The following is a 25,844-nucleotide window of genomic DNA, read 5'->3' as shown; positions in this document are numbered from 1 at the left end:
TAGCGTCCCGGGGACCAGGCCGCTGCAGCTGCACCCCGGGAGCCCCGCCGTGCCCGCACACCGCATCTTCTCCACGCCGTTCGCCAGCGTCTACCCGCACTACGTGGCCAAGGTCGAGCGCAAGGGCCGTACCCGGGAGGAGGTCGACGAGGCGATCTGCTGGCTCACCGGTTACGACGCCGCAGGCCTCGCCGCAGCGCTGGAGGGCGAGGTGGACTTCGCGGCCTTCTTCGACCGCGCACCGGCGATGACGGCCCACGCCGCGCTCATCACCGGCAGCATCTGCGGGGTCCGCGTGGAAGAGGTCGAGGATCCCCTCATGCGCAAGATCCGCATGCTCGACAAGCTCGTCGACGAGATCGCCAAGGGGCGGCCGATGAGCAAGGTGCTCCGGGGTGGTCACGACAGCAGCACCGCGGTGCAGGCCCGCGCTACCGGGTGAGGCCGACCGGCGGGGACGCGCCGGCGCCGGGAGCGGTGGCCGGTGAGCCGTCCAGCAGACCGGCGGCCCGCCACGCCGCGACGGTGTCGTGGACGTAGGTCTCGAAGGACCGCGGCTCCCGGCCGAGCAGCTTCCTCGTGGTGCGGAGCTCCCGGCGCGAGGTCGGCATCGAGATGCGGCGCAGCACGCGGAAGGACGCCGTCCAGTCCGCGAGACGCTGCCCGTCCAGGTAGCGGGCGAAGGTCCGCGCCATGAGCTCGTCGTCGTCCCCGAGGTAGGCCACCGGACGCCCGAGGGCCTCGGCCCACACCGCCGCCGACTCCCTCCCGCCCACGGCGCGCGGCCCGGCGACGTCGTAGGAACCGGGGGCCACGTCGCCGTCGAGCAGCGCCCGGGCGGCGGCCTCGCCGACGTCACGCAGGTCCACCCGGTTGACGCCCCTGTCGCTGAGCGGCGTCACGAACCGGCCGGCGCGGATCTCCTCGGCGAACACCTCGTCGTTCTGCATGAAGTTGGCCGGGACGAGCATGACCGGGCGCAGCGGGGAGCGGGCGACGTCGCGGGCCAGGGCGATCTTGCCGCGGTAGTGCGGCAGGATCCGGCCGAAGACGACGCGCAGCAGGGCCGCCCGCCAGCGGCTGCGGGCGTGGACGTGGACGCCGACGAAGACCAGCCGGACCCGCTCGGCCTCGCACGCGGCGACGACGGCGGCGGCGAGGGCGCGCTCGTCGGCCTCGTGCGGGGAGACGTAGAACGCCGCCCCGGCGCCGCGCAGCGCCGCTCGGAGCGACGCCGGGTCGCGGAGGTCGCCGCGGACGCGCGCGACGCCTGCGGGCACGTCGGCGCCCTCGGGATCGCGGAGCAGGGCACGGACGGTGGCGCCGCGCGCCAGCAGGGCGGCGACGACCTGGCGGCCGACCTGGCCGGTCGCGCCGATGACGAGGACGGGCGTACCGGCCGGGAGCGGGCCGGCGAGGACGGGGACGGGGGGCTGGGCCACGGCGGTGCCTCTCGTGCTGCGGGCCGGGTCCCTCCCGGCCTCGTGCGCAAGCCTCGACCGGCCCGCTTGCGGCGCACTTGCCGCGGGCTTGCTGCGGACCCGGGCGAGACCGTCGCCCGGCTGCTCGCTGCACCGATCCCGCGCGGAGGACGGGCGGTCCGCGGGTCAGGGGACGGCCGGGGACGCGACCGGCGTCCGTCGTGGACGCCGGACACCGATGCCCTCGGCCCAGAGGGCGTCGAGGCCGCGGGCCGGGAGCAGCACCTTCATGACGAGGATCGCCCGGGCGTCGGCGCCCACCAGGGTGCGCGGCCGCATCCGCCGGCGGGTCAGCTGGCGCTCGACGGCGGCGGCGACCAGCTCGGGCGGCTTGGCGTTCGTGCGGAGCTTCGCCGTCAACCGGCGCTCGCCGGCGAAGTGGGGTGCGTACAGCTCCCGATCCCGGGGCGCGAGCCTCGCCTCGAGCTCGTCGATGAGCTGGTCCATGCCGTGCCAGGGGTCGGTGTCGATGACGCCGGGCTCCACGAGGCCGACCTGGACGCCGAAGGGGCGCAGCTCGACCCGCAGGCAGTCGGCGGCGGCCTCGGTCGCGTACTTCGAGGCGTTGTAGATCCCGGTGAACGGGAAGGACACCCGGCCGTTGATCGAGGAGATGAACACCACCCGGCCCCGGGCCCGGCGCAGCCGGGGAAGCACGGCCCGGGTCAGCGCGAGCGGCCCGACCAGGTTCACGTCGAACTGGTGGTGCATGTCGGCCCGGGACAGCGTCTCGAGCGGCCCCGCGACCGCGACACCGGCGTTGCTGACCAGCGCGTCGAGCCGCTCGGGCAGCACGCGGTCGAGCGCCACCAGGTGCTCCGGGACGGTGACGTCGAGCTCGACCGGCGTGATCAGGTCGGATTCCGCGGCCAGGCTCTTGGCGGCGACGTCGCCGCGGACGCCGCCGAAGACCCGCCAGCCCGAGTGCGCCAGGCGGACGGTGACGGCCCGGCCGATGCCGCGGCCGGCGCCGGTGACGAGGACGGATCCGGTGCTCATGCGCCGACCCTCGCGCGGACCGGCGCCGGGGCTGCGAGTAGTGCGGTACCCGATCGGGGATCGCTAGCCTGACCCCCATGGAGCGGCCGTGGCCGCTCACCGGCCGGGACGAGGAGCTGTGCGAGGTTGCGGCGGCTCTCCGGCCCGGGGCGGTGGGGATCGTCGTCGCGGGCCCGCCGGGGGTGGGGAAGACCCGGCTGGCCCGCGAGGCGCTGGCCGCTCCCGGGCACCGGGGGACGACCGTCGTCTGGGCCCACGGCAGCCTGGCCGCCCGGCCGTACCCCCTCGGCGCGTTCGCCGGCCTGCTCGACGTCCCGGCCGGCGACGCCGGGGAGCTCGTCGGCCGGGCGCTGGACGCGCTCGCCCGGCAGCCGCGCCCGGTTCTCGCCGTCGACGACGCGCACCTGCTCGACGAGCACTCCGCGATCGTGCTGCACCGCGTGGTGGTGCGGCGGCTGGCGCCGGTCCTGGTCACCCTCCGCACCGGGGAGCCGGCCCCGGACACGGTGACGTCCCTGTGGAAGGACGACCACCTCCCGCGCCTGGAGCTGGCACCCCTCGACGCCGCAGCCACCGCCGGCCTGGTCGCCCGGGTGCTCGGCGGCCCGGTCGAATCGCGGTCCGCCCGCCGGTTGTGGAGGCTGACCGAGGGCAGCCCGCTGTTCCTGCGGCACCTGCTGGCCGGGGAGGTGGCCGGGGGCCGGTTCGCACCGGCGTCCGGGATCTGGCGGTGGACCAGCGAGCCGGCGATCTCGCCGCAGCTGGTCGACCTGCTCGAGCAGCAGATCGGCCGCCTCGCGCCCGGGGTGCAGGACGTCGTCGACCTGGTCGCGCTGGCCGAGCCGGTGGCGGTCGCGACGCTGTCCGCGCTGACCTCGCCGGCAGACCTGGAGGCGGCCGAGGAGCGGGGACTGGTGCGCACCGACGGGCTGGTCGCCAGGCTGGCGCACCCGCTGTACGGGGAGGTCCGCCGCGAGGTCATGGGCACCCTGCGTGCGCGCCGCCTGCGCGGCCGGGTCGCGCGGACCCTGGACGTCGCGACCGACCCGATCCCCGGAGCGGTGCTCACGCTCGACTCCGATCTGCCCCCGGCACCCGGGCTGTTCCTCCGGGCGGCCGAGGCGGCGACCCGGGTGTACGACCTGCCGCTGGCCGAGCGGCTCGCCCGCGCGGCCGCCGCGACCGGCGACCCCGCAGCCCGGCTGGTGCACGCCGCGGCGCTGTCCTGGCTCAGCCGCGGCGACGAGGCCGAGGCGATCCTCGACCGGCTCGCCGGGAGCGCACCGGACAGCGGGACGCGCGCGCGTGCGCAGCTCCACCGCACCGGCAACCTGCTCTGGACGCTGGCCCGGCCCGACGACGCCCGCCGGGCCCTGGCCGCGGCCGAGGCCACCGGGGCGGCGCCGCTCCACGTGGTGGGCATGTCCCTCGCCCTGGCCGCCGCGGGCGGCGAGGTCGCGCCGGTGCTGGCCCGCGGCCGGGAGCTGCTGCACGAGGAGCTGCCCGACGACCTGGCTCGCATCCTGGTCGCCTCCGCGGTGTCCGCGGCCGCCGCCGTCACCGGGGATGTCGGGCTGCTCGACGAGGCCGCGGTGGTGGGTGGGCTGACCGCCGACCGGGTGCCCACCGCCATCCCCGGGTTCGGGCTCGCGGACCTGCAGGTGCTCGGGCACCGCCTCGCCGGGAGGCCGGACCGGGCGGACGGGCAGGCCCGGCGCCTGCAGGCCGCGTCGGCCGACCTCCCGGGCCCGGCCCGGCTGATGGGGCTGGTCGTCGCCGGGCACGCCGCCCTCGCCGGAGGCCGGGTCGGTGACGCGCTCGCCCTGCTGCGCGAGGCGTGGGGCGGGCTGGCGGACTCGGGGCACGAGTTCCGGTTCCGCTGCCGCACGCTGCTGGCGACGGCCTGGGCGCAGGCCGGTGAGGTGGCGCCGGCGGCTCCGCTGCTGGCCGGCATCGTCACCGGAGGGCATCCGGCCTACCGGCTCCACGCGCCCGACGACCTCCTCGCGCTCGCGTGGGGAGCAGCCGCGGCGGGGGCGGCGACCGAGTCGCTCCGCCACGCCGCCGCGGCAGCCGACCTCGCCCGCGAGTCGGGCGCCCCCGCCTACGAGGTGCTGGCCTGGCAGACCGCGGTCCAGCTCGGCGAGGCCGCTGCGGCGCTGCCCCGCCTGGCAGCGCTCGCCGAGCTCGGCCCTCGGGCGGCGGTGGCCCTCGCCCATGCCCGGGCCTGGGCCGACCAGGACGGCGAGGCGCTGCTCGCGACCGCCGACGCCTGGGCCCGACTGGGCGACCTCGTCGCCGCGGGCGACGCGGCGGCCCAGGCCGCCGACCTGCACCGCCGGCACGGGCGGCCGGGGTCGGCCCTCAACGCCGCCGCCCTCGCCGAGAGGACGGCCGGCCGGTCCGGTGCCCGGACGCCGGCACTCGCCGTCGCGGTCCGCCCCTTGCCCCTGACCGCCCGCGAGCGCGAGATCGCCGCGCTGGCCGCCCGGGGGCTGTCCAACAAGGCGATCGCCGCGCGGCTGACCGTGTCGGTGCGCACCGTCGAGGGTCACCTCTACCGCGCCGGCCTCAAGCTCGGCGTCTCCGAGCGCTCGGCGCTGGCGGACGTCCTCGGGGTCGGGTAGCGCACTACTCGCGAGCCGGCTGCTCCGCCGCCCGAGGCTGTCCTCCCACCCTGAGGAGGAGACATGAGCACCGTGCACGTCCGGCCCGGTGAGGGCCGGCACCACCGCATGATCGACGGCGACCACATCGCGAAGGCCACCGTCCACGACGCCGGCGGCACCTTCGAGGTCTTCGAGGTGGTCGCGCCCGCGGGGCCGATGGCTCCGCCGCACATCTCGCCGTGGGCCGGCGTGCTGTTCCTGCTGGAGGGCCGGATCACCGCCGTCGTCGACGGGACGTCCTACGACGTGGAGCCCGGCGGGCTGGTCGTCGTCCCCGCCGGTACGCCGGCCACCTTCGGGGTCGTCGGCGGATCCGCCCGGCTCCTGGTGATCACCTCCGGCGACGGCGCCGGGCGGTTCTTCGCCGACTTCGCCGGCACCGTCGCGCTGGACCGGCCGATCGAGGAGTCGATGACGGCGATCCGCTCGGTGACCAGCCGCCACGGCGTCGCGCTCGCGGGCGGATGAGCCCACCGGGCACGGCCGACGGCGGCACCCCGGCCGTGGCCGCGGCGCGGCCCGGCCTGACCGTTCGCCCGGCTCAGGCCGGCGACGGCGCGCAGATGGCGCGCGTGAACGTGCAGTGCTGGCAGGAGACGTACCGGGGAGTGATGCCCGATGCGGTGCTCGACGCCCCGGGCTTCCTCGCCGCGCGGGCGCGGTTCTGGACCGCCGCGCTGACCGACGGGCGCTACCGCGAGAACCGCGTGGCAGTCGCCCTGCGGAGCGGCGAGACGATCGGGATCGCCATGTCGGGCCCGCCGTTGGACGCCGGGGCGCCGTGGCGGCGGCAGCTGTACGTCCTGTACGTGGTGGCGGGCGAGCACGGCACGGGCGCCGGGCCGGCGCTGCTGCGGGCGGTCGTCGACCCGGAAGAGCCCGTGGCGCTGTGGGTGGCCGACCCGAACCCTCGAGCCCAGGCGTTCTACCGCAAGCAGGGCTTCCTCGCCGACGGGACGGTGGAGGTGGAGGGCGGGGTGCGGGAGATCCGCATGGTGAGGGCTGCGCGGCGCCGACTCCTCCCGCCGGGGTGTCGGCTGTGACCTCCGGCCCCTGCCGCCAGGAGGGACGGTGGAGCGTCCTGGCGTGGGAAGCGGTGCCGCCGCTAGCTGTCGCCGTAGGTCCTGACCGGGTCGATCAGCACGGCGGTGCGTCGCTCCTCGGCCATCACGCGGTCGTACTCCTCCCGGTCGTCGTGCCGGCCGCCCGCAGCGGTGAACACGTCGCGGAGCAGCAGGCGGAGCCGGTCGGCGTCGGCCAGCCACGGCTGCGGATCGTCGGGTCCAGCCGGTTCCGCACGTCCTTCGACGCTCGCCCACTCCCAGCCGTGCCGGAACGTCGCGGTGACCTGCGGCCGGACGCGGAGATCGGCGAGCTTGACCCGGCCGGAGGTGACGAACGCGAGTGCCTGCCGTCCGGTCGAAGGATGGGTGAGGAACCCCGCGTTGACCACCGACGACCGGATGGCCGGGTCGGCTCGCAGCGTGGAGACGACCGCGAGGTGCTCCTCGCGGACGGCGAGGGCCGCGACGTCGTCGAGGATGGTCACGCCGCACTGCGGCACGACGCCGCGTGGGGGACCGCCGACTCCACCGGCCCACCACCGGAGAGGTCGGCCCCCCGCTGGGGCAGGACGCGGCACGCTCAGGCTCTGACCACCGACCGGGAGCGGCGAGAGGCCAGCGTGGCGCGCTGACCCGCCAGGACGAGTGCCGTGCCGGAGAGCAGGTGCAGCGCCGTGGCCACGGTCGCGGCGCGCGAGGTGGAGCGACGCCCCCAGGTCTGTGGTTCGACGACGGTGCCGATCAGGCAGACGGATCCGATGGCGAGGCACACCCGGGCAGGCTGTTCCGATCCTCCACCGGCCCTGACAGCCGCGGCCAGGGCCGCGACCGGCATCGGCCAGGGCGCCATCGTGCCGGAGCCGTAGCCCCATGCCTGGTGCCGAGCCACCCGCCCGGGGAGCCGCCATCCGAACGGTTCCCCGGCGATCTCCTCGCGCGCTCCCACTCGGGCCCCGTACGCCGCCGTTCCCGCCAATAGGGTGGCGGCTGCGAGCATGGGCAGGTCCACGGCCGGCACCGTCCGTTCGTGAGCGTCATCGGGGATGCTGGCTGCATCGTAGGAGCCGGGACCGGTTCGGAGGAGGGCTCCAGCAGCTCCGTCCCGGTGATCCAGCGGCGCTGCACGCACGACCAGTTCCGGGGGAGAGGTGCCGTCTGGGCATCGCCCCCATCGCGCCGACTCCCGGCCCGGACCGCCGAACGACCGAGAGGTCGGTCCCCGGTCCGTGCCCCGGTCGGAGCTGCCCTCGCTCGAGCCGGCCCGAGTCACACCAGGACCGGCCGGACCCGGCAGTCCCCGCGGAGAGGGTCAGGATCTCGGCAGGTTGACGGCGGGGGGCGCCTGCCCGCGTCGCATCGCCTCCTGCTGCAGTCGCGGTCGCAGCGTTCTGCCGTTGGCGAGGAAGCCGAGGGTCCTGCCCAGCCGTGAGCCGGTGAGGCTCCAGTCCCTGAGCGCACGCACGACCCGGACCCGGACGCGGCCGTCGTCGGCCGGTTCCGCGGTACCGAGCAGGACCACGTTCTCCTGCTGGCTCATGTCCGGCGCGTGCCAGTGCGCGGTGATGCAGGCCGGTCCTCCGGTGAGGTGGACGCCGGTGGGCGGCACGAGGAGGTAGCCGTCCGCTGCGCGCTCAGCGCTCCGGCAACGCACCGGGAGCGGCCATCCATCCGCGTCCACGACGGTGAGCACGGGGACGCCGAGCCGGTCGGCCCGGTCGGCGAAGGGGCGCCAGTCCGCCGGCGCCTCGGACCTCGAGGGCAGCGAGGGACCCCGGGGGGCGGGATCGGACGGAGGTGCTGCGGTGCCCGGCGGCGCCTGCCAGCTCTCGGGTCGCTGATCGAGCCGCCCGCTGGGCCAGGACAGGACGCGGAGCGGCGTCACCTGCACCCAGATGCGAGCCAGGTACCAGTCCAGACGGCGGAGGAGGAACGGCGGCATGCCCTTGTAGGCCTCAGGCAGCTTCGCCAGGCTCTGGCGCAGGTAGCGGTCGGTGTTGGCCTGCAGGGCTGAGTCCCGCACGGTCGCCAGCCCCTGCACCGACACCGTGGGCGCGCCGGGGAGTTCGGCGTCGCTGGTCGAGGAGAACAGCAAGGCGACCCGGGGCTCCCGGCGGGCCCGTTCGGCCTTCGCCGGGTAGGTCAGCCCGGTCGAGACGTCCACCGTCGCGCCGTCCTCACCGGGGTACGGGGTGACCGGCCACGTCACCGGTCGACCGTCCCCGGTGAGGGTGGCGTACTCGCAGACCAGAGCTCGTCGCGCCAGCACCGGCAGGAGGTCGGGCAGATCCGGCACGGATCCGCTCCGGGGTTCTGGGACGTCGGAGGCTGCGGCCACGGCTGACTCCTCGATGATCCGGCGTCGGTCAGTGTGGCCGTGGAGGATCGTGCCGCGCTACCAGCATCGTCGCGGCGGTCGCCGACAGCGCGTCCGGCCGGCGGTTCGGCGGGCCTCGTCGGCGTGCAACGGCTCCTCGGTCACGACGCTCCTCGGTCGACCGGGCGTGTTGGGCGCGCACGACGAGGTGGAGCGATCCGTCCTCCGAATGGCGCGAGAAGCACTGGCGCGGGTTGCTGCCCGGCGTCGCCTCGCGCGACCCCTCACGGCGTGGGCCGGCCCAGCGGAGCACCTTCGGCTTCCACCACATGGAAGGCGTGTGTCCGGCGTCTCGTGTCGCCGGTCACGATCGGCCCAGCCAACCGACACCCGAGGAGCAGCCAGGTGACGTCGATCGTCCAGAACCAGTGGTACGTGGCCGCGTACGGGCGCGAGGTGGGGCGGGAGCTGTTCAGCCGCACCGTCTGCGGTGAGTCCATCCTCTTCTGGCGCACCGTTTCCGGCGACGTCACCGCGATGAGCGACCGCTGCGTGCACCGCCGGTTCCCGCTGTCGGAGTCGCCGAGCCATCTCGTCGGCGACACGGTGGTGTGCGGTTACCACGGCTTCACCTACGGTGCCGACGGCGCATGCGTGGCGGTCCCCGGCCAGACCCGCATCCCCCGCACGGCCCGGCTCAAGACCTATCCGGTCGTGGAGCAGGACTCCTTCGTCTGGGTCTTCATCGGCGACCCCGACCGCGCCGGCACCACCCGGATCCCCCGGGCGCCGTGGCTGGACATGGCCGGCTGGACGACGGTGTCGGGAATGGAGCCCCTGGCGGCCCGGGCGAGCCTGCTGGTCGACAACTTGATGGACCTCTCGCACGAGACGTACCTGCACGGCGGCTACATCGGGACGCCGGAGGTCGCCGAGACCCCGATCACCACCGAGGTGGACGACGAGGCGGGGATCGTCTACGTGAGCCGGCACATGGCCGATGCCGAGTGCCCGCCGTTCTACGCGAAGAGCACCGGCATCCAGGGCCGGATCACCCGCTGGCAGGACATCGAGTTCACCCCGCCCTGCCTGTACAAGCTGCACTCGCGGATCGCGCCGGTCGGCGTCCTGCCCGACGAGGACGGCACCGACCCCGACGCCTTCCACGTCGAGGTCGTGTACGCCATCACCCCCGAGACCGAGTCCTCCACCCACGACTTCTGGGCCGTCGCCCGCGACTTCGCGCTCGACGACGAGGAGGTCTCTGGGTTCCTGCGGGAGAGCAACCGCACCGTCGTCCTCCAGGACGTCACCGCCCTGGACGTGCTCGAACGGGTGCTCACCGGAGAGCCGGACGGCTACCAGGAGCTGTCGATCAACATCGACACCGGCGGCCTGGCGGCGCGCCGCATGATCGCCCGACTCGCGGCCGAGAACTCCGGGACCCCGGCCGGCGCGGCGACCGGCGCGATCGTCCGGTGACCGGTTTCGCTCCGCCCGCGCCGCGCGAGGTGCTCGCCGGAGACCGGGTGATCCGCGTCGGCTGGCTCCCGGGCTCCGACCGGCTCCGCGGCCGCTGCCACTGCGGTGCCGAGTCCGAGGCCGAGGACCCGATCCTGCTGTGGGACTGGCTCGTGGCGCACCCTGCCCACCCGGTCGGCGGCCCGGCCCTGCCCGAGCCGCCCGACGTGCACCTCCCACCACCGGCGCACCTGGTCGCCGACCCTGCGCTGGTGCGACGGCGCCCCACCGTCCCCGCCTGAAGAAGGAACCGTGCACACCACCCACGCTGAGACCGACCTGCGGCTGCGCGTCGCCGAACGCCGCGCGGGCGCGGAAGGGGTCGTCGTCCTCGACCTCGTCGACCCCTCGGGAGCCGAACTGCCGGGGTGGGCGCCGGGGGCCCACATCGACCTCCGCCTGCCCGGCGGCCTGACGCGTCAGTACTCGCTGTGCGGCAACCCGGCCGACCGGTCGGTCTGGCGGATCGGCGTCCTGCGGGAGCCGGACAGCCGAGGGGGCTCTGCGCACGTCCACGAGTCACTGCAGGCGGGGGCGGACATCGACGTCCGGGGTCCCCGCAACCACTTCCCGCTGGTGCCGGCGCCGCGCTACGTCTTCATCGCCGGCGGCATCGGCATCACGCCGATCCTGCCCATGATCACCGCTGCGGAGTCGGCCGGCGCCGACTGGGAGCTGCACTACGGCGGCCGCAGTCGCCGGTCCATGGCCTTCCTCGAGGCGCTCGAGGAGTCGACCGGCAACCGGATCACCCTCCACCCCCAGGACGAGGTCGGCCTCATCGACCTCGACCGGGTACTCGGCGAGCCGCCATCCGGCGCGCTGGTGTACTGCTGCGGCCCGGAGCCTCTCCTCGCGGCCGTCGAGCGGCACTGCCGCTCCTGGCCGGAGGGGACGCTGCACCTCGAACGGTTCGCGCCCAAGGACGTCGGCGAGCCGGTGCTCACGTCGTCCTTCGAGGTGGAGCTCTCGGCCAGCGGCTTGTCGCTGACCGTGCCGCCGGGCAAGTCTGTCCTCGACGTGGTCGAGGAGGCCGGGATCCCGGTGCTCTCCTCGTGCCAGGAGGGGACGTGCGGGACATGCGAGACGGCGGTTCTGGCGGGGGAGGTCGACCACCGCGACTCCCTGCTGACCCCAGCGGAGCAGGCTGCGAACGACACGATGTTCATCTGCGTCTCGCGGGCGGCCTGCCCGAAGCTGGTGCTCGACCTCTGAGCGCACATCGGACGGCCGGCGGCAAGCTGCTGGCGGTCCTCGACGCGTTCACCCGCTCGCGGCCGGCTCTCGCGCTGTCGGAGATCGCCCGCGCGGCGGGGATGCCCCTGTCCACGGCCCACCGGCTCGTGGCCGAGCTCGTGAGCTGGGGCGGCCTGGAACGGTCCGACGACGGGCGCTACCGGATCGGGCTGCACGTCTGGGAACTCGGTGCGCTGGCCCCCCGGGCGCTGGGACTCCGCGAGGTCGCTCTGCCTTTCATGGAGGACCTCTACGAGGTGACCCACGAGAACGTCCAGCTGGCCGTGCGGGACGGCGACGAGCTGGTCTTCGTCGAGCGGCTGGCCTCGCGCGAGGCCGTCGACGTCCTGACCCAGGTGGGTGGCCGCTTCGCGATGCCGCCCACCGGTGTGGGGCTGGTCCTGCTCGCGCACGCGCCGGTGGATGTCCAGGAGCGGGTCCTCGCCGTCCCGCTGCAGCGCTACACGCCCCTCACGATCACCGATCCCCGTCGACTGCGCGCCGTGCTGGCCGACGTCCGTCGTACGGGCTTCGCCGTCAGCGACCGGCAGGTGACCATGGACGCCGTGTCGGTCGCGGCCCCGGTGACCGCACGGGGGGAGGCCGTCGCGGCGTTGTCGATCGTCGTCCGGGGGACGTCGGCGGCCGACGTCCGGGCCGTGACGCCGGGCGTGCGGGCCGCCGCCCTGGGCATCTCCCGCACCCTCGACCGGGCCCGTGGCTGACGCGGGCGGCCGGTCGTCGAGATGTGCGGAGGGACCAGGGTTGCCCCGCTGAGCGGCGCGGACCGGCATACGAGATGGCAAGTACCTGGAGCGGGTGACCGGGATCGAACCGGCATGGCCAGCTTGGAAGGCTAGGGCTACTGGCATCCAAACTGCCTGGTCAGCAGCTTCTCTGCCCTACACCGTGCCTTCAGCGTGCCTCTCTTGTGCAGTGATCCCCGTCGGCTGAACACCGGCGGGGCGGGCGGTGGCCGAGGGGCTCGGCATCCCGGCCGGCGAGGTGGTCACCGGGCCGGACCTGGCCGGACTGGAGGAGCTCGAGCGGGTGCGTCGGAGAAGCCGTAGCCGGGGAGGGCGGCCGCACCAGGTCGAACGCGTCCTCGGGAGAGCCGTCGTGCGCGGTCGGGTCGGCGAGCGGGCCGACGATCTCGAGCAGTTCGATCACCGAGCCGGGCCAGCCGTGTGTGCTGATCAGCAACAAGGCGTCCGGGTGCGGAGATCGTCGAGTTGGACGGCTCGCACGTGCTCATGATCTCCCGGCCCGGACCGGTCGCCGACCTGATCGCCACGGCACTGGCGGCGGTCGCTGCGGCAGCGGACGTGCCCGCGCCCCGGCAGGCGCAGCAGCAGACGGTCGAGCCGGCCGGAGGGTGGACCTCATGATGTCGGACGTTGCACACAAGCCTGCCGGCCCGGCGCCGGGCGGAGCCCCAGTCCCCGCTAGGCACCGTCGGGCAGCTCGACGCCGGGGTGCGGGGCGTCGGCTACGCCAGGGACCGATTGACCACCTGCAACGGCGCGCCGGGAGTGCCCCGGATCATCCGTCGCGGATGAGGCGGCGCGTGAGCCCCCGGAGAAGGGCTGCCCGCTGCGGTGCCGGCGTGGCGCGAGCGACCGTCGTGGTTCGTGTCCGGGGACGCAGACCTGAACATCCCCGCCGCCCTCCAGCGGTCCATGGCTGAACGGGCCGGCGCCCGCGAGGTCCGGGCGATCCCCGAGGGCTCGCACGCGCTCTCGGTCTCTCAGCCCGACGAGGTCGCCGCCACGATCCTGGCGGCGGTGGAGGCGGTCACGGCGATCCCGGCCTGACACGCGCGGTGCGGGCGGGGGTGCGGGCCGCCTGCACCGCCTGCCCGCAAAGGCGCCACGTCGCTCGCCTGGACGGAAGGGGGCGGACTCCCGATGAGGCTCCGAGCCACTGCGACGGTGGCTCCGGTGCGCGGCGGAACAACGGCCGAGACCGGACGCGTGCAGGCCTTCAACGACGGGTCCTCGCCATCGTCATCACACTGCTCGTGCTGGAGCTGGACCCGCCGTCGGAACCCGGTGCGATGCCTCACGAGCTGCTCGAGCAGTGGCCCGGCTACCTGGGCTACCTGGCCTCGTTCGGGTACATCGCGGTCATCTGGGTCAACCACCACGAGCTGTTCACGCGGATCCGGGCCGTCGACGCCGGCCTGCTGTGGCGCAACCTCCTGCTTCTGCTGACCACGTCGTTCCTGCCGCTCCCCACAGCGGTCCACAGCACCGCGTTCCAGCACGGGACCCGCGCCGACCAGGTTGCCGCACTCCTCCTGTACTGCGCGTTGGCGGCTGCCATGGGGACGAGTTGGCTGGCGCTCTTCCATCACCTGTGCCACCGACCTCGACTGCTGGTCGCCGGGACGCCGCCCGAGTTCTCCGCCGCCGAACGCCGGCGCTCCCTCGTCGGCATCGCCGCCTACGCGGTAGCCGCCGGCAGCGCCGCCTGGCAGCCACTCCTCGGCCTAGGGGTCGTCGCCGCCCTCCCGGTCTTCTACGCCGTGACCAGCCGGGATGGACCAGTCGCCGATCAGCTCCCGGAACGGACGCGGACGTGCTCGCAGACGACCGACTGCCGGGGGCCCTTCTCGCTGGTGATCGACAGATTCGACACCTCAAGACCACCACGAGACCCGTGCCCGCCCTCATAGGCCCAGGTCAACGAGATACCGCCCGACTTGCCCCCGAACCCTGGTCGGGGTGTGGGGCCGGCCGGTAGAAAGTGGGGGTGAGCCGGATCAACGACGTAGGCGGCATGGAGGGATTCCTCGCGGTTGTGGAGGAGCCGGACGAACCGCCCTTCCACGCCGATTGGGAAGCTCATCTGCACGCGATGAACGCGTTGCTGATCCGCCAGGGCGTCTACAACCGCGACGAGTTCCGGGACGCCCTCGAGCGGATGGCGCCAGCGGTGTACCTGACCGCCTCGTACTACGAGCGGTGGTACTGCGCCATCACCACGTTGCTGGTGGAGAAGGGCGTCCTCACGGCTGCGGAGGTGGCCGGCAACGGGCACGGCGCTGCCGATGCGTGAGGCCTTCAACCCGGGGGATCGGGTCCGCACCACGACGTTCGATCCGCCCGGGCACACTCGCCTCCCCCGCTACGCGCGCGGCGCGGTGGGGGAGATCGTGGAACGGGCCGGCAACCATCCCCGGGCCGAGGACCGGGCGCGCGGACTGCCCGGGGAGCCTCAGCCGGTCTACCACGTGAGGTTCCGCGCCAGTGACCTGTTCGGCTCCGGGGACCACACCGTCACCGTCGAGCTGTGGCAGGACTACCTCGAGCCACTCACGAACCACGACGGGAACGCAGCGCCATGAGCGGGCACCACCCCAGCGCCCCGATCGCCGGGCAGGTCCGACACATCGAGAACCTGCTGGAACAGCGCGGCGTGATCGCTCCCGGCGAGATCGACCACCGCATCGACGCCCTGCTCGCCGGTGGCTCCCCGCTCAACGGCGCGCGGATCGTCGCGCGGGCCTGGACGGACCCGGCCTTCCGGGACCGGCTGCTCGCCGATGCCAACACGGCCATCCGTGAGTTGGAGCTGTCGATGGGCGGAGGCGAGGAACTGCGCCTGAAGGTCATCGCGAACGGTCCCGGGGAGCACCATGTCGTGGTCTGCACACTCTGCTCCTGCTACCCGACCACGCTGCTGGGGCCCTCGCCGACCTGGTACAAGAGCGATGCCTACCGTGCCCGGGTGGTCCGCGACCCGCGTGGCGTCCTGGGGGATTTCGACCTCGAACTCCCCGCCGACACCCGGATCACCGTCTGGGACGCCAGCGCCGAATCCCGATACATGGTCTTACCCCGCCGTCCCGAGGGTACCGACGCGCTCACCGAGACAGAGCTGGCCGCGCTCGTCACGCGCAACGGTCTGATCGGCACCGCCCTCGTCTGACCCGCCCCCAGGACGGGGGCGCGGAGCCCCGGGACCCCGCAGCGTCCCGGCGCCCGTGGTGCGTGCTGCTCCCAGAAGGAGTCCTCGAGCACGGCGTGACTCGGGGGAGGCGTCGAGCACGTTGCGCACCTGCGTCGCGTGCTCGTCGCCGGTGACGACGTCGATGACCCGCTGCTGGGCTTCCATCATCGCTGATGAGCTCCTCATTGCCAGCCGCGGACTCGAAGGCCTCACGCAGCCCGGTCAGTCGCTCCTCGGGGAGCCCGGGGGGCGGAAAGAGTCCGCGCCCCCGGGCTCTTGCAGCTCGACCAGGCTCTCCAGCAGCTTCTGGCTCTCACAGGCGTCCGGCGTGAACGCGGTGGCCTGCGGGACGTCGGGGAGCAACTCGACGGACTCGTCGCTGGCTACCACGATCGGCATCTCGCCCGCCTGCGCGGCAGCCAGGCCGCTGTCCCAGGTGGTGACGTGCGCGTCGGCATTGCCGCTCACGACCGCGAGCCCGCCGATCCCAGGCCGATCGGCACGACACCGGGTCTCAGTCGCGGGCGTCCCGGTAGAGGCCACGGTCGGCGACCGTGAGCCCGACCAGGAGGGCCGCGGCACCGACCGACACCCAGCCGAGCACCTGGATCCCGCCGTCGTCGGCCCCGCCGGCGTAGGCGAGTGCCACCATTCCGGTGGCGGTCATCGCGCCGGTGTACTGCGCAGTGCGGAACAGGCCCGCAGCGGCGCCGACCTGATCGGCGGGCGCCGCCCGGTAGACGAGGACCTGGTTCCCGACGAGCCCGAGTCCGTTCGGCAGGCCGAACACCGCAGACACCAGGACGAGCAGAGCGGTGGGGGAGTCGGCGTCCAGGGAGAGCATCCCGACGCTCCCGGCGAGGAGTCCGAGGGCTCCCACGAGCAACGGCCAGACCAGGCGGCGACCGCGGACGCCGACGAACGACGCGACCGCCCCGACCGCGGACATGCTTAGGAGCACCAGTCCGGCCGTGCTGGCGGACAGCCCTCGGCTGTCCTGCAGCCAGGGGGTGAGCCCGAAGAGGACGCCGTAAACGACGAGGAAGGTGAGGAAGACCCGCAGGTAGGCGACGACCAGAGCGGGGTTCGAGGCCAGCATGCGCAGGTCGATGAACGGTGTCCGCGCGCGGAGCTCGACGAGGACGAGGAGCACCAGACCGGCCGCGAGCCCGAGCAGGACCTGCACCGGCGGGTGGGGCAGTTCCATGGTGGTCAGCAGGAAGAGCGCGACGGTGCCGCCGAAGAGGGCGGTTCCCGGCAGGTCCAGCAGCCGCCATGCCGCGACCGTCCGGGCCCGCGGGCGCGACCGCGGGAGCAGGAGGAAGCCCAGGGCGGTGACGGCCAGGCCGAGGGGCACGTTGACCGCGAAGACGGCCCGCCACCCGATCGTGTCCACGAGGACACCGCCCAGGGGCGGACCGATGGTGAGCGTCACCAGGCTCACCGTGCTGAGCAGGCCCAGCGTGCGGGGCGGAGTGGGCACGCCCAGTCGGTCGGCTTGCTCCCGGAGCATCGCAATCGCCGCCGGATACGCCGCACCCGTGCCCAGCCCGACCACTGCCCGCGAGGCCACCAGCCATCCGAAGGTCGGTGCGAGCGCACCCAGGGTGCCGGCGGCCGCGACCAGGATGCCGCCGGCCAGGAACACCCGGCGCGGGCCGAACTGGTCGGCCAGCCGACCGGCGACGGGCTGGCCGATCGCGCTGGCCAGATACATCACCGCCACCAGCCACGCCGTCGCGGCGGCGCCGATGTCCAGCTCACCGCCGATCGGTGACAACGCGGTGGCGATCACCGTGGAGTTGACCGGGTTGAGCATCGCCCCGGCGCAGAGGGGGACGACGAGGCGAGGTCCGAGGTCGACGGCCCGCAATCGCCCGAACCGGGACGCCGGGGCCGTCGAACCGCGGGGCGCACGGCGCCGGTCGGTCGAGGTGCCCGAGCGCGAGAGCACGATCCTCCCGGACCCGTTCGGTGCCCTATGTGCGGGCAGTGTGGTGTCGATGGCGGGGCGCCGCCCTGGCTCCGGTCGGGACTGTACGGCCCGGCGTCGGCCGGCTACATGCCGTGCAGCTGCCTGACCAGCACGGGGCAGTCGACGCTGAGCAGGATCCGCTGGGCGTCGCTGCCCATCAGGGCCTTGCCGACCCGGCTGCGCCTCGCCAGGCCGATGACCATCAGGTCGGCCGCGCGCGTCTCGGCGATCCGGACCAGGTCCACGGCCGCGCTGACGGCAACGACGCCGGCCTCCCAGGAGGCGTCGTAGCCCTTGGCCGTCAGGGCTTCGGCCTGCTGGGCCAGGCTCCGCTCCGTGCGCCGGAGTCGCTGGACCTCGTCGCCCTCGGTCCCGACCCGGACCAGGGTGACCAGGTGCAGGCGCGCCGGGCCGGGAGCGGCCTGGAACGCCAGCTCCAGCAGCGGCTGGTGCGGCTGGTTCTCCTTGAGTGCGACGAGGACGTTGGTGAACACGGAGTACACGCTCCCGGGGGGTGGTGGGCTTCCGCCGTCGGCGACGGCGTCAGTGCTGGGTGGTCCCGTGGACCTCGCCCGCCGAGGGGATCGGCAGGATCGCGTCGGCGGCGGCCTCGAACTGCGCGAGGGTCATGACGTCGGCGTACTTGTGGTGCAGGTCGAACAGGCTGACCTTGTGGCTCAGCGGGCTGCGGTCGAAGACCGCCTCCTCGACCACGACGACGTGCAGGCCGTGGGAGTAGGCGTCGACGGCGGTGGCCCGGACGCACCCACTGGTCGTCTCACCGCACAAGACGAGTGTGTTGACGTCGACCCGGGCGAGGCGGTCGGCGAGGTCGGTCTCGAAGAAGACACTGGCCCGCCGCTTGGGGACGACCGCCTCGCCGGGAAGGGGACCGAAGGCGGGGTCGAGCGCAAGGTCCGCGGCGTCGCGCTCCGACGGGGGCCGGTGCGTCGCGCGGGAGGTCTCCGGGTCCTGCGAGCTGAACAGGACCGGGATGTCGCGGCTGCGGGCGGAGTCGAGCAGGGCAGCGATCGGCGCGCGGGCGGCCCACGCGGCGGGCCCGCAGCTGCGCGGGTTCCGGGCCACCGCCTCGGCCAGCGACATCGGCCCGTCGGGGAACACGCCGCTGAACAGGTCGACGGCCAGCACCGCGGGACGGCCGACGATCCGGGTCTCGCGCCGGTAGGCGCGGTAGACCTCGAGGGTCTCGGCCGGGACCACGTCCCGCCAGCAGTGGTCCTCGAAGGAGTCGAGAGCATCCGTCGTCGAAGTCATGGTCAGAACCTCCGGTGGCGGGGGGCACGTGGCGGCGGCCCGGGAAGCGGGACAGAGATGCAGCGGGCGCCGGCGACGAGGTCACCGGCGCCCGCCGTGTCTCAACTCAGAAGGACTCCTCCAGCACCGCGGCGAACTCCGGCGAGGTGTCGAGCACGGACTCGAGCAGCTCCGCGTACTCGTCGCCGGTGAGGACGTCGATCGGCCGCTGCTGCTGGTCGAGCTCGGCGATCAGCTCCTCGTTGCTCGTGGCGCACTCGAAGCCCTCACGGAGCTCGGCGAGCCGCTCCTCCGGCAGCCCTGGGGGCGCCACCAGACCGCGGCCCAGGGTCTCGAGGTCCACGAGGTCGTCGAGCAGTTCCTTGCCCTCGTCGGTCTCGGGGACGAAGTCGGTGACGACCGGCATGTCGGGGAGCAGCTCGACCGGCTCGTCGCTGGCCACGACGATTGCCTCGACCTCGCCGCTCTCCACCGGGCCGAGCACGCTGTCCCAGGTGCTGGCGTGAGCATCGGCGTTGCCGGCGATGACCGCCAGCCGGGCCTCGCCCGAACCGCCGAACCCGGTGACGACCTCGATCGGGAAGCCGTAGATGGCCGACAGGACGCTGGCCGCGATGTATTCGTTGCTGCCGGGGCCGGTCGCGGCGAAGCGCACCGTCTCCTCGGAGTCGATCATGTCCTGGAAGGAGGACAACCGCCCGTCGCTGGCCACGGCCACCGTGTCGGGCGCGGTCGCCACGCGACCGATGATGGAGAACTCCGACATGTCGAACATGACGCCGTCGGCGCCCGCGATCTGCGCGCTGGCCGTGCCGACCGAGTTGGTGATCTGGATCCGGCGCTCGTCCGGCCCGGCGTTGGCCGTCGAGTTGGTGGCCAGCAGGCTCCCGGCGCCCGGCTCGTTGCGGACGACGACCTCGGCCCCGAGGCACTCGCCCAGGTAGGGCGCGAGGGCGCGGGCGTAGACGTCGTAGCCGCCGCCGGCGTCATAGGGGACCACGAAGTCGAGGTTCTCGCCCTCGTAGTACTTTCCGGCCTCGGCGCCCGCGTCCGCGTTCTGCCCGCAGGCGGCGAGGGCGGCGACGAGCACGGCGGCACCGCCGGTGCGGCGCAGGGCGGTCATCGACCTGTGGCTCATGAAGTTCTCCTTGACTCGGATGGCGGTGTCGGGTGCGGGTGTTGGCCGATGGACCGACGAGGATGTCGGTCGACCGGCGACGTGCGGCTGTGCAGCCGTCCGCAGGCCCGCGGGCCTGCGGACGGGGGTCAGAGGAAGAGTCCCGGCGGCACGGGCAGTTGCAGCGCCACCTCGAACGCGAGGTAGAGCACGGCGAAGGTCGCGGCCGCGTAGGCGACGCTGAACACCCAGGACGTGCGCACCGAGAACCGCAGGTACGTCAGGGCGAACAGCGGTGCGATGACGAAGAGCCCGACGACGTACAGCCCGACGAAGAAGGCGGCGATCCACGCCAGCGAGCGCGCCCAGGCGCGGCCACCGGCGTGGGCGAAGACGTACTCCACGTCGCCCTCGGCCTCGTCGTCGGCGTCCACCCGTTTCTCGACCACCGGCACGGGGGTGCGGGCCTTCAGGAGGAGGACGGCCACGTGCAGGAGGGTCAGGAGCACGCCGAGCCCGGTGACCATGCGGGGGAACAGCCCGGCCTTGACCGACCACTCCATCGCGGTCCAGAAGGCGTTGGCGAAGAGCGCGGCCAGGACGAGGCTGAGGACGATGTCGGCCGTGGGCAGCTGCCGTCGGGCCCGAGGCTCGGGCGCGGGCGCCGGGGGGGCAGTACCGGCCGGCACGGTGGTTCCGGTCCGGGGCTCGGGCGTGGTCACGAACGGACCTCCTCGGCGACGGGAGCGGGCTGGGCTTGGACCCGGCGCCGCCGCAGGGTGGGAACCAGGAAAACGAGCAGGAGAACCACGGCCAGGCCGATGACCGTCGGGCGCAGGAGCCAGTCCCACCCGAACAGCGAGTACGAGACGAACAGGTAGCGCTCGGCGATGCCGCCGAGGACCACGGCCAGCAGGAACGGCACACGCGGCCAGTCCCAGCGGATGCAGGCCACGCCGATCGCGGCGGCCACCAGCATCACGAGGACGTCGCCGAAGGAGTTGCTGGAGCTGTAGGCGCCCAGCCCCAGCAGGAGCAGGAGGAAGGGCACCAGCAGCGGGCCGGAGATGAAGGTCAGCCGGGTCAGCGGGCGGAGGAACGCGAAGGCGGCCGCGACGGCGACGAAGTTGGCCAGGACGACGATCCACACCATGGAGTAGGTGACGTCGAGCTCGGTGGTGAGCATCTCCGGACCCGGGTCGAGGCCGGCGATGAGGAATGCGCTCAGCAGCACGGCCGTGGCCGCTCCGCCCGGGATGCCGAAGGCGATGGTGGGGACGAGCGAGCCGCCGTCCTTGGCGTTGTTGACCGCGCCGGAGGCGATGACGCCGTCGATCGCCCCCTTGCCGAACAGCTCGGGGTTCTTGGACGACTGGCGGGCCTGGCCGTAGGCGATGAACTGGGCCACCGAACCGCCGAGGCCGGGGATCATGCCGATCGTGGAACCGATGCCGCTGGCCCGCAGGACGACCGGCCAATGGCGCAGCGTGTCCCGGATGCCCTCGCCGATGCCCGTGATCTTCTTCGGCACGGCGCCCGCGCCGCCCGCGATGCTGCTGCGGCTGAGCATCAGCTGCAGGACCTCGGCGCCGCCGAACAGGCCGACGACCAGCGGGACCAGCGGGATGCCGTCCCACAGGTAGATCTGGTCCATCGTGTAGCGGGCGATGCCCTCCTGGGAGTCGATCCCGATGAGGGCCACCAGCAGGCCCAGGCAGGCCATGATCAGGCCCTTGACCACCTTCTTGCCCGAGAGCGCCACCACGAACGTCAGCCCGACGAGGGTGAGCATGAAGAACTCGGGGGCGCTCAGCGCCAGGACGACCGGCCGGATGACGGGCACCATCGCGGCGAGGACGAGCGCGCCGAACACCGATCCCAGGGCGGAGCTGAAGAGCACCGCGCCGAGGGCACGGCCGCCCTGCCCGCGCCGCGTGAGGGGGTACCCGTCGAGCGTGGCCGCCGCCGAGGTCGCCTCGCCCGGGATGCCGAAGAGCACGGAGGTGATGTCGCCGGTCGTCGAGGTCACCACCAGCATCCCGAGCAGGAACGCGAAGGCCTGGACCGGCTCCATGCCGAACGTGAAGGGCAGCATCAGCGCCAGCGTCACGGGGCCGCCGAGGCCGGGCAGGATGCCGACGACGAAGCCGATCGCGACGCCGAGCAGCATCAGGCCCAGGGTCTGCAGCTGCAGAACCTGCGACAAGCTGTCGAGGAGTGCCTCGCCCACAAGAGCTCCAGAGGACGTAGTGGCCCGCATGGCCGAGCCGGCCAGTCGGGGGTGGAGTGCGGTGACCGCGACCCGGACGGGGGTGGTGTCCGGGTCGCGGCGCCGCGGCCTGACGTGCTGTGCATCACGTTCGCCAGGGATGGTTGAGCAGAAACGAGTTCTTTGTCAACCCGTTGTCCTGTGGGGCCAGGTCCCGTCCTGAGCGTGACCAGCAGGGACAAGCGGCGGCTTGTCCATCGTGACTCCTGCCACGTACAGTTCGTCGCGGCAGAAAACATTTCTGTGCACTGGACCGAAAGGGGCGTCGTGAGACAGGTAGGAGTCATCGGTCTCGGGGGCATGGGGATCGCCCTGACCGAGTCCCTGCTCGACGCCGGCTGGCCCGTGCGCTGTTACGACATCCGGCCCGAGCCGGTGGCCGCCATGGTCGCCCGCGGGGCGGAGGCGGCGACGAGCCCGCGCGAGCTGGCCGCCGCCAGTGACGTCGTCCTCACGTTCCTGCCCGGACCGGAGCAGGTCCGCGAGGTGGCGCTGACCGCCGACACCGGCGTCCTGGCGGGGCTGCGACCCGGTGCGGCCATGCTGGACATGTCCACCTGCGGCCCAGACCTCGCCGAGGTGCTCGGCGCGGCGTTCGACGCCGCCGGCCGCCGCTTCGTCGACTGCCCGGTCAGCCGGAAGGCCCCGAACATGACCGTCCTGGTCGGCGGGCAGCCGGGCGTGCTCGGCGCGGACGAGGAGGTACTCGCCGCCGTGTCGCGGGTCGTCGCCCACTGCGGCCGGCGCGGGGCGGGCTACGCGGTCAAGCTGCTCAACCAGCACGTGAAGTACAGCTGGTACCTCGCCTCGGCGGAGGCGCTGCTCGTGGGCGAGGCCCTGGGGCTGGATGCCGAGACGGTCGCCACGGCCATCGAGGAGTCCAGCGGATCGGATTCCGGGTTCTCCACCGCCGCCAAGTTCTTCCGTGGCGACGCCGCGGGCATCGCCACCCACGCTCCGGCCAGCACGATCGAGAAGGACCTCGCCCTCGCCGAGGCCATGGCCACGGACGCGGGCGTGCGCAGCCGGTTGCTGTCGGCAGCCGTCGACTTCTTCGTGACCGTCGGCGGCACCCCCTACCGCGGGCGTCCCTATCCGGAGAGCTCCGCACTTCTTCAGGCACTGCGGGCGATGCCCCCACGAACAGGAGCGTGACCGTGACCATCACCGACCGGACGACCCCCGTCCTGGGCTCGACCCCGGACCTCCGCGATCTCGTCGCCCTGGGGTGCCGGGTGCTGGCCTACCGCGGCCTGGCCGAGGACATCCTCGGGCACATCAGCGTGCGCACCGCCGGCGACGAGCTCCTCGTCCGTTGCCGGGGCCCGCAGGAGCGGGGGCTGCTCTTCACCGGGTCCGACGACGTGCACGCGGTCACCCTCGACGGCGCGAACGAGCTCCCGGCCAGCTTCTCGGCCCCCAACGAGCTGCCCATCCACACGGAGATCCTCCGGGCGCGGCCCGACGTCCGGGCCGTCGTGCACGTGCACCCGCCGGCGGTCGTCGCCGCCGACCTGGCCGGTCTGCCCCTCCGGCCGATCGTGGGCGCGTACAACATCCCCGCCATGCGGATGGCCGAGCAGGGCGTCCCCACCTATCCGCGCGGTGTGCTCATCAACCGGCCGGAGCTGGGGCAGGACGTGGCCCGTGCCCTGGGCGACCGGCCCGCGTGCATCCTGCGCGGGCACGGCATCGTGGCCACGGGAGACTCGGTGGAGCAGGCCGTCGTCCGGGCGCTGAACCTGGACGCGCTGGCCCGGATGACGCTGCAGGCCAACAGCTTCGGGGTGACCCCGCCCGAGCTGTCCGCGGAGGACATCGCGGCCATGCCCGATCTCGGTTCGGCGTTCAACGACGCGCAGGTCTGGGCGTACAACCTGAGCAGGCTGGAGCTGGCCGGCCTGGCCGATCCGCGCTGACGGTCCGGCCGGGACTGGGCCCCGGCCCGGTCCCGGCCGGGCGGCTCAGTGCCCGGAAACGCGGCGAGCGGTCCGCTGGAGATGCTCGGCCATGATCCGCTGTGCGCGGTCGGCGTCCCGGGCCCGGACGGCCTCTACGAACGTGCGGTGCTCCGCGACGCCCTGGCGGCCTTCGTGCTGCGCCTCGCGCAGGGACATGAGCACCGGTTCGCGGAACGAGCGCATGAGCATCACGAGGGCGGGATTGTGCGCCGCGGCCGCGACCCGGAGATGGAAGTCGAAGGACATCGTCACCGTGTAGGTCCCGGCGTCCCGCGCCCGCGCCGCGTCGTCGCACATCGCCATCAGCTCGTCGAGTTCCTCGTCGGAGGCACGCTCGCAGACCAGGGGCACGACACCCAGCTCGAACACCGCCCGCGCCTCGGTGACCTCGGCGGCCGACAGCGCCGACATGCTGAGCAGGTCGGTGATCCCCTCACCGATCCGCCCGGTGGTGGGAGCGGTCACGAAGGCGCCACCCCGTGAGCCGACGCGAATCTCGATCAGGCCGTTCGCCTCGAGCACGCGCAGGGCCTCGCGCACGGTCACCCGGCTGACCCCGAAGCGCTCGCAGAGCTCCCGCTCCGACGGCAGCCGGGCACCGATGCCGAGCTCGCCGGTGCGGATCAGCGCCCGCACCTGGTCGACGATCGCCTGCGAGATCCGTCCGACCGCGACCGGCTGGAACAGGCCGGCGTTGGACGGGGCGGCGCTGGACGGGGAGGCGTTGGACGGGGAGGCGCCTTCGGTCACGGCCCGCCTCCTCTCATCCCGCGCGGACGGTACTGCACCCTGACCGGCCGAACCCACCGGCGACGCGTGTTCTTCCTTCGTGGGCACGCCGGTCAGCTCGCCGGGCGGAGCCGGCCCACGCCCACCGCCGGAGCGGTGATGAGCAGGCCGGCGGTCAGGATGGCGGCGCTGAGCGGGATGACGGTCACCAGTCCCGCGACGGCGAACGGTGCCACCAGGAGGGCCGCGGCGCGGAACGTACCCGCCGAGGCGATGGCCTCGCCGCGTTCCTCGGGCTCGACGGCGTCCGTGGCGACGGCGGGGCCCACCGTCTGCAGGGCGCCGGCGCCGATCCCCGAGACGCACAGCGCGACAGCGCTGAGCACCGCCATGTCGGCGAGCGGCCCGACCACGCCGATGCCGAGGCCGCTGGCGAGGACGCCGAGCACCAGGGATCGGCGCACCCCGGCGCCGCGCAGCCTGCCCGCGACCGCGCTCCCGGCCACCTGGGCGCCGTTGGCGACGGCCACGAGGGCGCCGATCGTCGTCGAGCTCTGCCGGGCGTGCTCGAGGACGACGGGGACGTAGGACCCGAGCAACCCGCGCCAGGCGCCGGCGCTGGCGCCGGCCCAGCACGCGACGTCCACTCCCGGGCGCCGCCATACCCGGACCCGGCTGCGGTCCTTGCTGCGCGGGGCGAAGGGGGCGAGCCGGGTGAGCAGCAGGGCACTGAACATGCCGAGGGCGCTGACGCCCGCGGCCACCCCGAGTGCCAGCTGCGCCGAGTGGGTGATGAGCAGGCCCGCCACCAGGGGACCGGCGATCTGACCCATGCCGGAGGCCAGGTTCACCCGCGCCAGCGCACCGACCGCCGAGTCGGACATGCGGACGGCGTGGGTCTGCGTGCCGGTCCAGAAGAAGGCGCGGGCCAGGCCCTGGAGCAACTGGGAGATCGCGAAGACCAGCCACGTGGTCGAGAGCACCAGCACACCGCACGACGCCGCCAGGGAGGCGGCTGCCACGACGACGAAGACCTTGTCGGGCAGGCGGCGCATCATCGCGCCCATGAAGATCCGGGTGCCCATCTGGGACACCGCGGACAGGGCGACGAGGATGCCGACCTCGGCGGCCGAATAGCCGACCCGCAGTGCCAGCAGCGGCACGGCGACGCTGGCGATGCCCAGTCCGACGGCGAAGATCACCGCCCCCACCAGACTGGCGACCGCGTCCCGGCGGCTGGCGCCTGCGCCCTCCTGCGGCGCTCCGGCCATGCGGCGGCT

30 protein-coding genes are annotated in these 25,844 nt (G+C 73.8%); 15 read left to right on the top strand and 15 right to left on the bottom strand.

The window, feature by feature from the left end; genetic code table 11:
• The first annotated feature begins 49 nt into the window (after window positions 1-49).
• Complete coding sequence (locus E9549_RS03405; protein WP_236825178.1) at window positions 50-442, top strand: DUF2200 domain-containing protein; 393 nt, start codon at window positions 50-52, stop codon at window positions 440-442.
• Here the strand turns inward: E9549_RS03405 and E9549_RS03400 are convergent.
• Window positions 432-1,442 (bottom strand): SDR family oxidoreductase, encoded by a 1,011-nt coding sequence (locus E9549_RS03400; protein WP_236825177.1) that lies wholly within the window; start codon window positions 1,440-1,442, stop codon window positions 432-434. The two genes, E9549_RS03405 and E9549_RS03400, sit on opposite strands and share 11 nt — an antisense overlap.
• Window positions 1,443-1,607: 165 nt before the next feature.
• On the bottom strand, window positions 1,608-2,480 hold the full coding sequence (locus tag E9549_RS03395; protein WP_236825176.1) for an SDR family oxidoreductase: 873 nt from the start codon (window positions 2,478-2,480) through the stop codon (window positions 1,608-1,610).
• 77 nt (window positions 2,481-2,557) lie between these two features.
• Between E9549_RS03395 and E9549_RS03390 the strand changes: the two genes are divergently transcribed.
• The 3 genes from E9549_RS03390 to E9549_RS03380 all read left to right on the top strand — a co-directional run bounded on the left by E9549_RS03390 (window position 2,558) and on the right by E9549_RS03380 (window position 6,192).
• Window positions 2,558-5,107 (top strand): LuxR C-terminal-related transcriptional regulator, encoded by a 2,550-nt coding sequence (locus E9549_RS03390; RefSeq protein ID WP_236825175.1) that lies wholly within the window; start codon window positions 2,558-2,560, stop codon window positions 5,105-5,107.
• Window positions 5,108-5,170: 63 nt separating this feature from the next.
• On the top strand, window positions 5,171-5,617 hold the full coding sequence (locus E9549_RS03385) for a cupin domain-containing protein (RefSeq protein WP_236825174.1): 447 nt from the start codon (window positions 5,171-5,173) through the stop codon (window positions 5,615-5,617).
• Complete coding sequence (locus tag E9549_RS03380) at window positions 5,614-6,192, top strand: GNAT family N-acetyltransferase (RefSeq protein WP_236825173.1); 579 nt, start codon at window positions 5,614-5,616, stop codon at window positions 6,190-6,192. Before E9549_RS03385 ends, E9549_RS03380 begins: the two co-directional genes overlap by 4 nt.
• 62 nt (window positions 6,193-6,254) lie before the next feature.
• Here the strand turns inward: E9549_RS03380 and E9549_RS03375 are convergent, their stop codons facing one another.
• The 3 genes from E9549_RS03375 to E9549_RS03365 all read right to left on the bottom strand — a co-directional run bounded on the left by E9549_RS03375 (window position 6,255) and on the right by E9549_RS03365 (window position 8,506).
• On the bottom strand, window positions 6,255-6,698 hold the full coding sequence (locus E9549_RS03375) for a TIGR03618 family F420-dependent PPOX class oxidoreductase (protein WP_236825172.1): 444 nt from the start codon (window positions 6,696-6,698) through the stop codon (window positions 6,255-6,257).
• A gap of 95 nt (window positions 6,699-6,793) precedes the next feature.
• A complete protein-coding gene (locus E9549_RS03370; RefSeq protein WP_236825171.1) occupies window positions 6,794-7,222 on the bottom strand; it encodes a hypothetical protein in 429 nt (142 codons plus the stop codon).
• Between the two features lie 300 nt (window positions 7,223-7,522).
• Window positions 7,523-8,506 (bottom strand): hypothetical protein, encoded by a 984-nt coding sequence (locus tag E9549_RS03365; protein WP_236825170.1) that lies wholly within the window; start codon window positions 8,504-8,506, stop codon window positions 7,523-7,525.
• A 426-nt stretch (window positions 8,507-8,932) separates the two neighbouring features.
• Here E9549_RS03365 and E9549_RS23965 point away from each other — a divergent pair, with 426 nt between their 5' ends.
• From E9549_RS23965 to E9549_RS03345, 4 genes are read left to right on the top strand one after another with little or no spacing between them, the layout of a single operon-like run.
• On the top strand, window positions 8,933-10,009 hold the full coding sequence (locus tag E9549_RS23965) for an aromatic ring-hydroxylating dioxygenase subunit alpha (RefSeq protein WP_236825169.1): 1,077 nt from the start codon (window positions 8,933-8,935) through the stop codon (window positions 10,007-10,009).
• Window positions 10,006-10,290 carry a hypothetical protein gene (locus tag E9549_RS03355; protein WP_236825168.1) on the top strand — a complete coding sequence of 95 codons (285 nt, stop codon included), beginning with the start codon at window positions 10,006-10,008 and terminating at the stop codon, window positions 10,288-10,290. The genes E9549_RS23965 and E9549_RS03355 overlap by 4 nt, the downstream gene beginning before the upstream one ends.
• Window positions 10,291-10,300: 10 nt before the next feature.
• On the top strand, window positions 10,301-11,263 hold the full coding sequence (locus E9549_RS03350; RefSeq protein ID WP_236825167.1) for a PDR/VanB family oxidoreductase: 963 nt from the start codon (window positions 10,301-10,303) through the stop codon (window positions 11,261-11,263).
• Window positions 11,218-12,009: an IclR family transcriptional regulator gene (locus E9549_RS03345; RefSeq protein WP_308191116.1), complete on the top strand. Its 792-nt coding sequence runs from the start codon at window positions 11,218-11,220 to the stop codon at window positions 12,007-12,009. The genes E9549_RS03350 and E9549_RS03345 overlap by 46 nt, the downstream gene beginning before the upstream one ends.
• 190 nt (window positions 12,010-12,199) lie before the next feature.
• On the opposite strand, the gene E9549_RS03340 is transcribed toward E9549_RS03345, so the two are convergent.
• Complete coding sequence (locus E9549_RS03340; protein ID WP_236825166.1) at window positions 12,200-12,490, bottom strand: hypothetical protein; 291 nt, start codon at window positions 12,488-12,490, stop codon at window positions 12,200-12,202.
• 392 nt (window positions 12,491-12,882) lie between these two features.
• Here E9549_RS03340 and E9549_RS03335 point away from each other — a divergent pair, with 392 nt between their 5' ends.
• The 5 genes from E9549_RS03335 (at window position 12,883) to E9549_RS03320 (ending at window position 15,217) form a co-directional block, all read left to right on the top strand.
• Window positions 12,883-13,098, top strand: a complete 216-nt coding sequence (locus tag E9549_RS03335) for an alpha/beta fold hydrolase (RefSeq protein ID WP_374201405.1) — start codon at window positions 12,883-12,885, stop codon at window positions 13,096-13,098.
• A gap of 8 nt (window positions 13,099-13,106) precedes the next feature.
• Window positions 13,107-13,961, top strand: coding sequence for a TMEM175 family protein (locus E9549_RS03330; protein ID WP_308191114.1), 855 nt, complete (start codon window positions 13,107-13,109; stop codon window positions 13,959-13,961).
• A gap of 77 nt (window positions 13,962-14,038) precedes the next feature.
• Window positions 14,039-14,344: an SH3-like domain-containing protein gene (locus E9549_RS23125; protein ID WP_308113068.1), complete on the top strand. Its 306-nt coding sequence runs from the start codon at window positions 14,039-14,041 to the stop codon at window positions 14,342-14,344.
• Window positions 14,337-14,633, top strand: a complete 297-nt coding sequence (locus tag E9549_RS23120) for an SH3-like domain-containing protein (RefSeq protein ID WP_255714746.1) — start codon at window positions 14,337-14,339, stop codon at window positions 14,631-14,633. Before E9549_RS23125 ends, E9549_RS23120 begins: the two co-directional genes overlap by 8 nt.
• Complete coding sequence (locus E9549_RS03320; RefSeq protein WP_236825163.1) at window positions 14,630-15,217, top strand: nitrile hydratase subunit alpha; 588 nt, start codon at window positions 14,630-14,632, stop codon at window positions 15,215-15,217. Before E9549_RS23120 ends, E9549_RS03320 begins: the two co-directional genes overlap by 4 nt.
• Before the next feature lie 243 nt (window positions 15,218-15,460).
• Here E9549_RS03320 and E9549_RS03315 read toward each other — a convergent pair whose 3' ends face one another.
• The 7 genes from E9549_RS03315 to E9549_RS03285 all read right to left on the bottom strand — a co-directional run bounded on the left by E9549_RS03315 (window position 15,461) and on the right by E9549_RS03285 (window position 21,835).
• Entirely contained in the window at window positions 15,461-15,706 is a 246-nt protein-coding gene (locus E9549_RS03315; RefSeq protein WP_236825162.1) for a hypothetical protein, read from the bottom strand.
• A gap of 46 nt (window positions 15,707-15,752) precedes the next feature.
• Window positions 15,753-17,111 carry an MFS transporter gene (locus E9549_RS03310; protein WP_236825161.1) on the bottom strand — a complete coding sequence of 453 codons (1,359 nt, stop codon included), beginning with the start codon at window positions 17,109-17,111 and terminating at the stop codon, window positions 15,753-15,755.
• 185 nt (window positions 17,112-17,296) lie between these two features.
• The gene (locus E9549_RS03305) at window positions 17,297-17,707 is read right to left on the bottom strand and encodes a universal stress protein (RefSeq protein ID WP_236825160.1); all 411 of its coding nucleotides are present in this window, start codon (window positions 17,705-17,707) and stop codon (window positions 17,297-17,299) included.
• A 49-nt stretch (window positions 17,708-17,756) separates the two neighbouring features.
• On the bottom strand, window positions 17,757-18,488 hold the full coding sequence (locus tag E9549_RS03300; RefSeq protein WP_236825159.1) for an isochorismatase family protein: 732 nt from the start codon (window positions 18,486-18,488) through the stop codon (window positions 17,757-17,759).
• Between the two features lie 106 nt (window positions 18,489-18,594).
• The gene (locus E9549_RS03295; protein ID WP_236825158.1) at window positions 18,595-19,626 is read right to left on the bottom strand and encodes a tripartite tricarboxylate transporter substrate-binding protein; all 1,032 of its coding nucleotides are present in this window, start codon (window positions 19,624-19,626) and stop codon (window positions 18,595-18,597) included.
• 128 nt (window positions 19,627-19,754) lie between these two features.
• Window positions 19,755-20,327, bottom strand: a complete 573-nt coding sequence (locus tag E9549_RS03290; RefSeq protein ID WP_236825157.1) for a tripartite tricarboxylate transporter TctB family protein — start codon at window positions 20,325-20,327, stop codon at window positions 19,755-19,757.
• Entirely contained in the window at window positions 20,324-21,835 is a 1,512-nt protein-coding gene (locus E9549_RS03285) for a tripartite tricarboxylate transporter permease (protein WP_236825156.1), read from the bottom strand. Before E9549_RS03285 ends, E9549_RS03290 begins: the two co-directional genes overlap by 4 nt.
• Before the next feature lie 306 nt (window positions 21,836-22,141).
• Here E9549_RS03285 and E9549_RS03280 point away from each other — a divergent pair, with 306 nt between their 5' ends.
• Both E9549_RS03280 and E9549_RS03275 read left to right on the top strand, forming a co-directional pair.
• Window positions 22,142-23,029, top strand: coding sequence for an NAD(P)-dependent oxidoreductase (locus E9549_RS03280; protein ID WP_236825155.1), 888 nt, complete (start codon window positions 22,142-22,144; stop codon window positions 23,027-23,029).
• A 2-nt stretch (window positions 23,030-23,031) separates the two neighbouring features.
• Complete coding sequence (locus E9549_RS03275) at window positions 23,032-23,793, top strand: class II aldolase/adducin family protein (RefSeq protein ID WP_236825154.1); 762 nt, start codon at window positions 23,032-23,034, stop codon at window positions 23,791-23,793.
• A gap of 45 nt (window positions 23,794-23,838) precedes the next feature.
• Here E9549_RS03275 and E9549_RS03270 read toward each other — a convergent pair whose 3' ends face one another.
• Both E9549_RS03270 and E9549_RS03265 read right to left on the bottom strand, forming a co-directional pair.
• Window positions 23,839-24,585: a FadR/GntR family transcriptional regulator gene (locus E9549_RS03270; protein WP_236825153.1), complete on the bottom strand. Its 747-nt coding sequence runs from the start codon at window positions 24,583-24,585 to the stop codon at window positions 23,839-23,841.
• A gap of 92 nt (window positions 24,586-24,677) precedes the next feature.
• Window positions 24,678-25,835: an MFS transporter gene (locus tag E9549_RS03265; protein WP_236825152.1), complete on the bottom strand. Its 1,158-nt coding sequence runs from the start codon at window positions 25,833-25,835 to the stop codon at window positions 24,678-24,680.
• Between the last annotated feature and the right edge of the window lie 9 nt (window positions 25,836-25,844).

It is taken from the genome of Blastococcus sp. MG754426 (genome assembly GCF_021699055.1).
In the GTDB taxonomy this organism is placed as follows: domain Bacteria; phylum Actinomycetota; class Actinomycetes; order Mycobacteriales; family Geodermatophilaceae; genus Blastococcus.
This window is presented reverse-complemented; position numbering and strand designations above follow the sequence as displayed.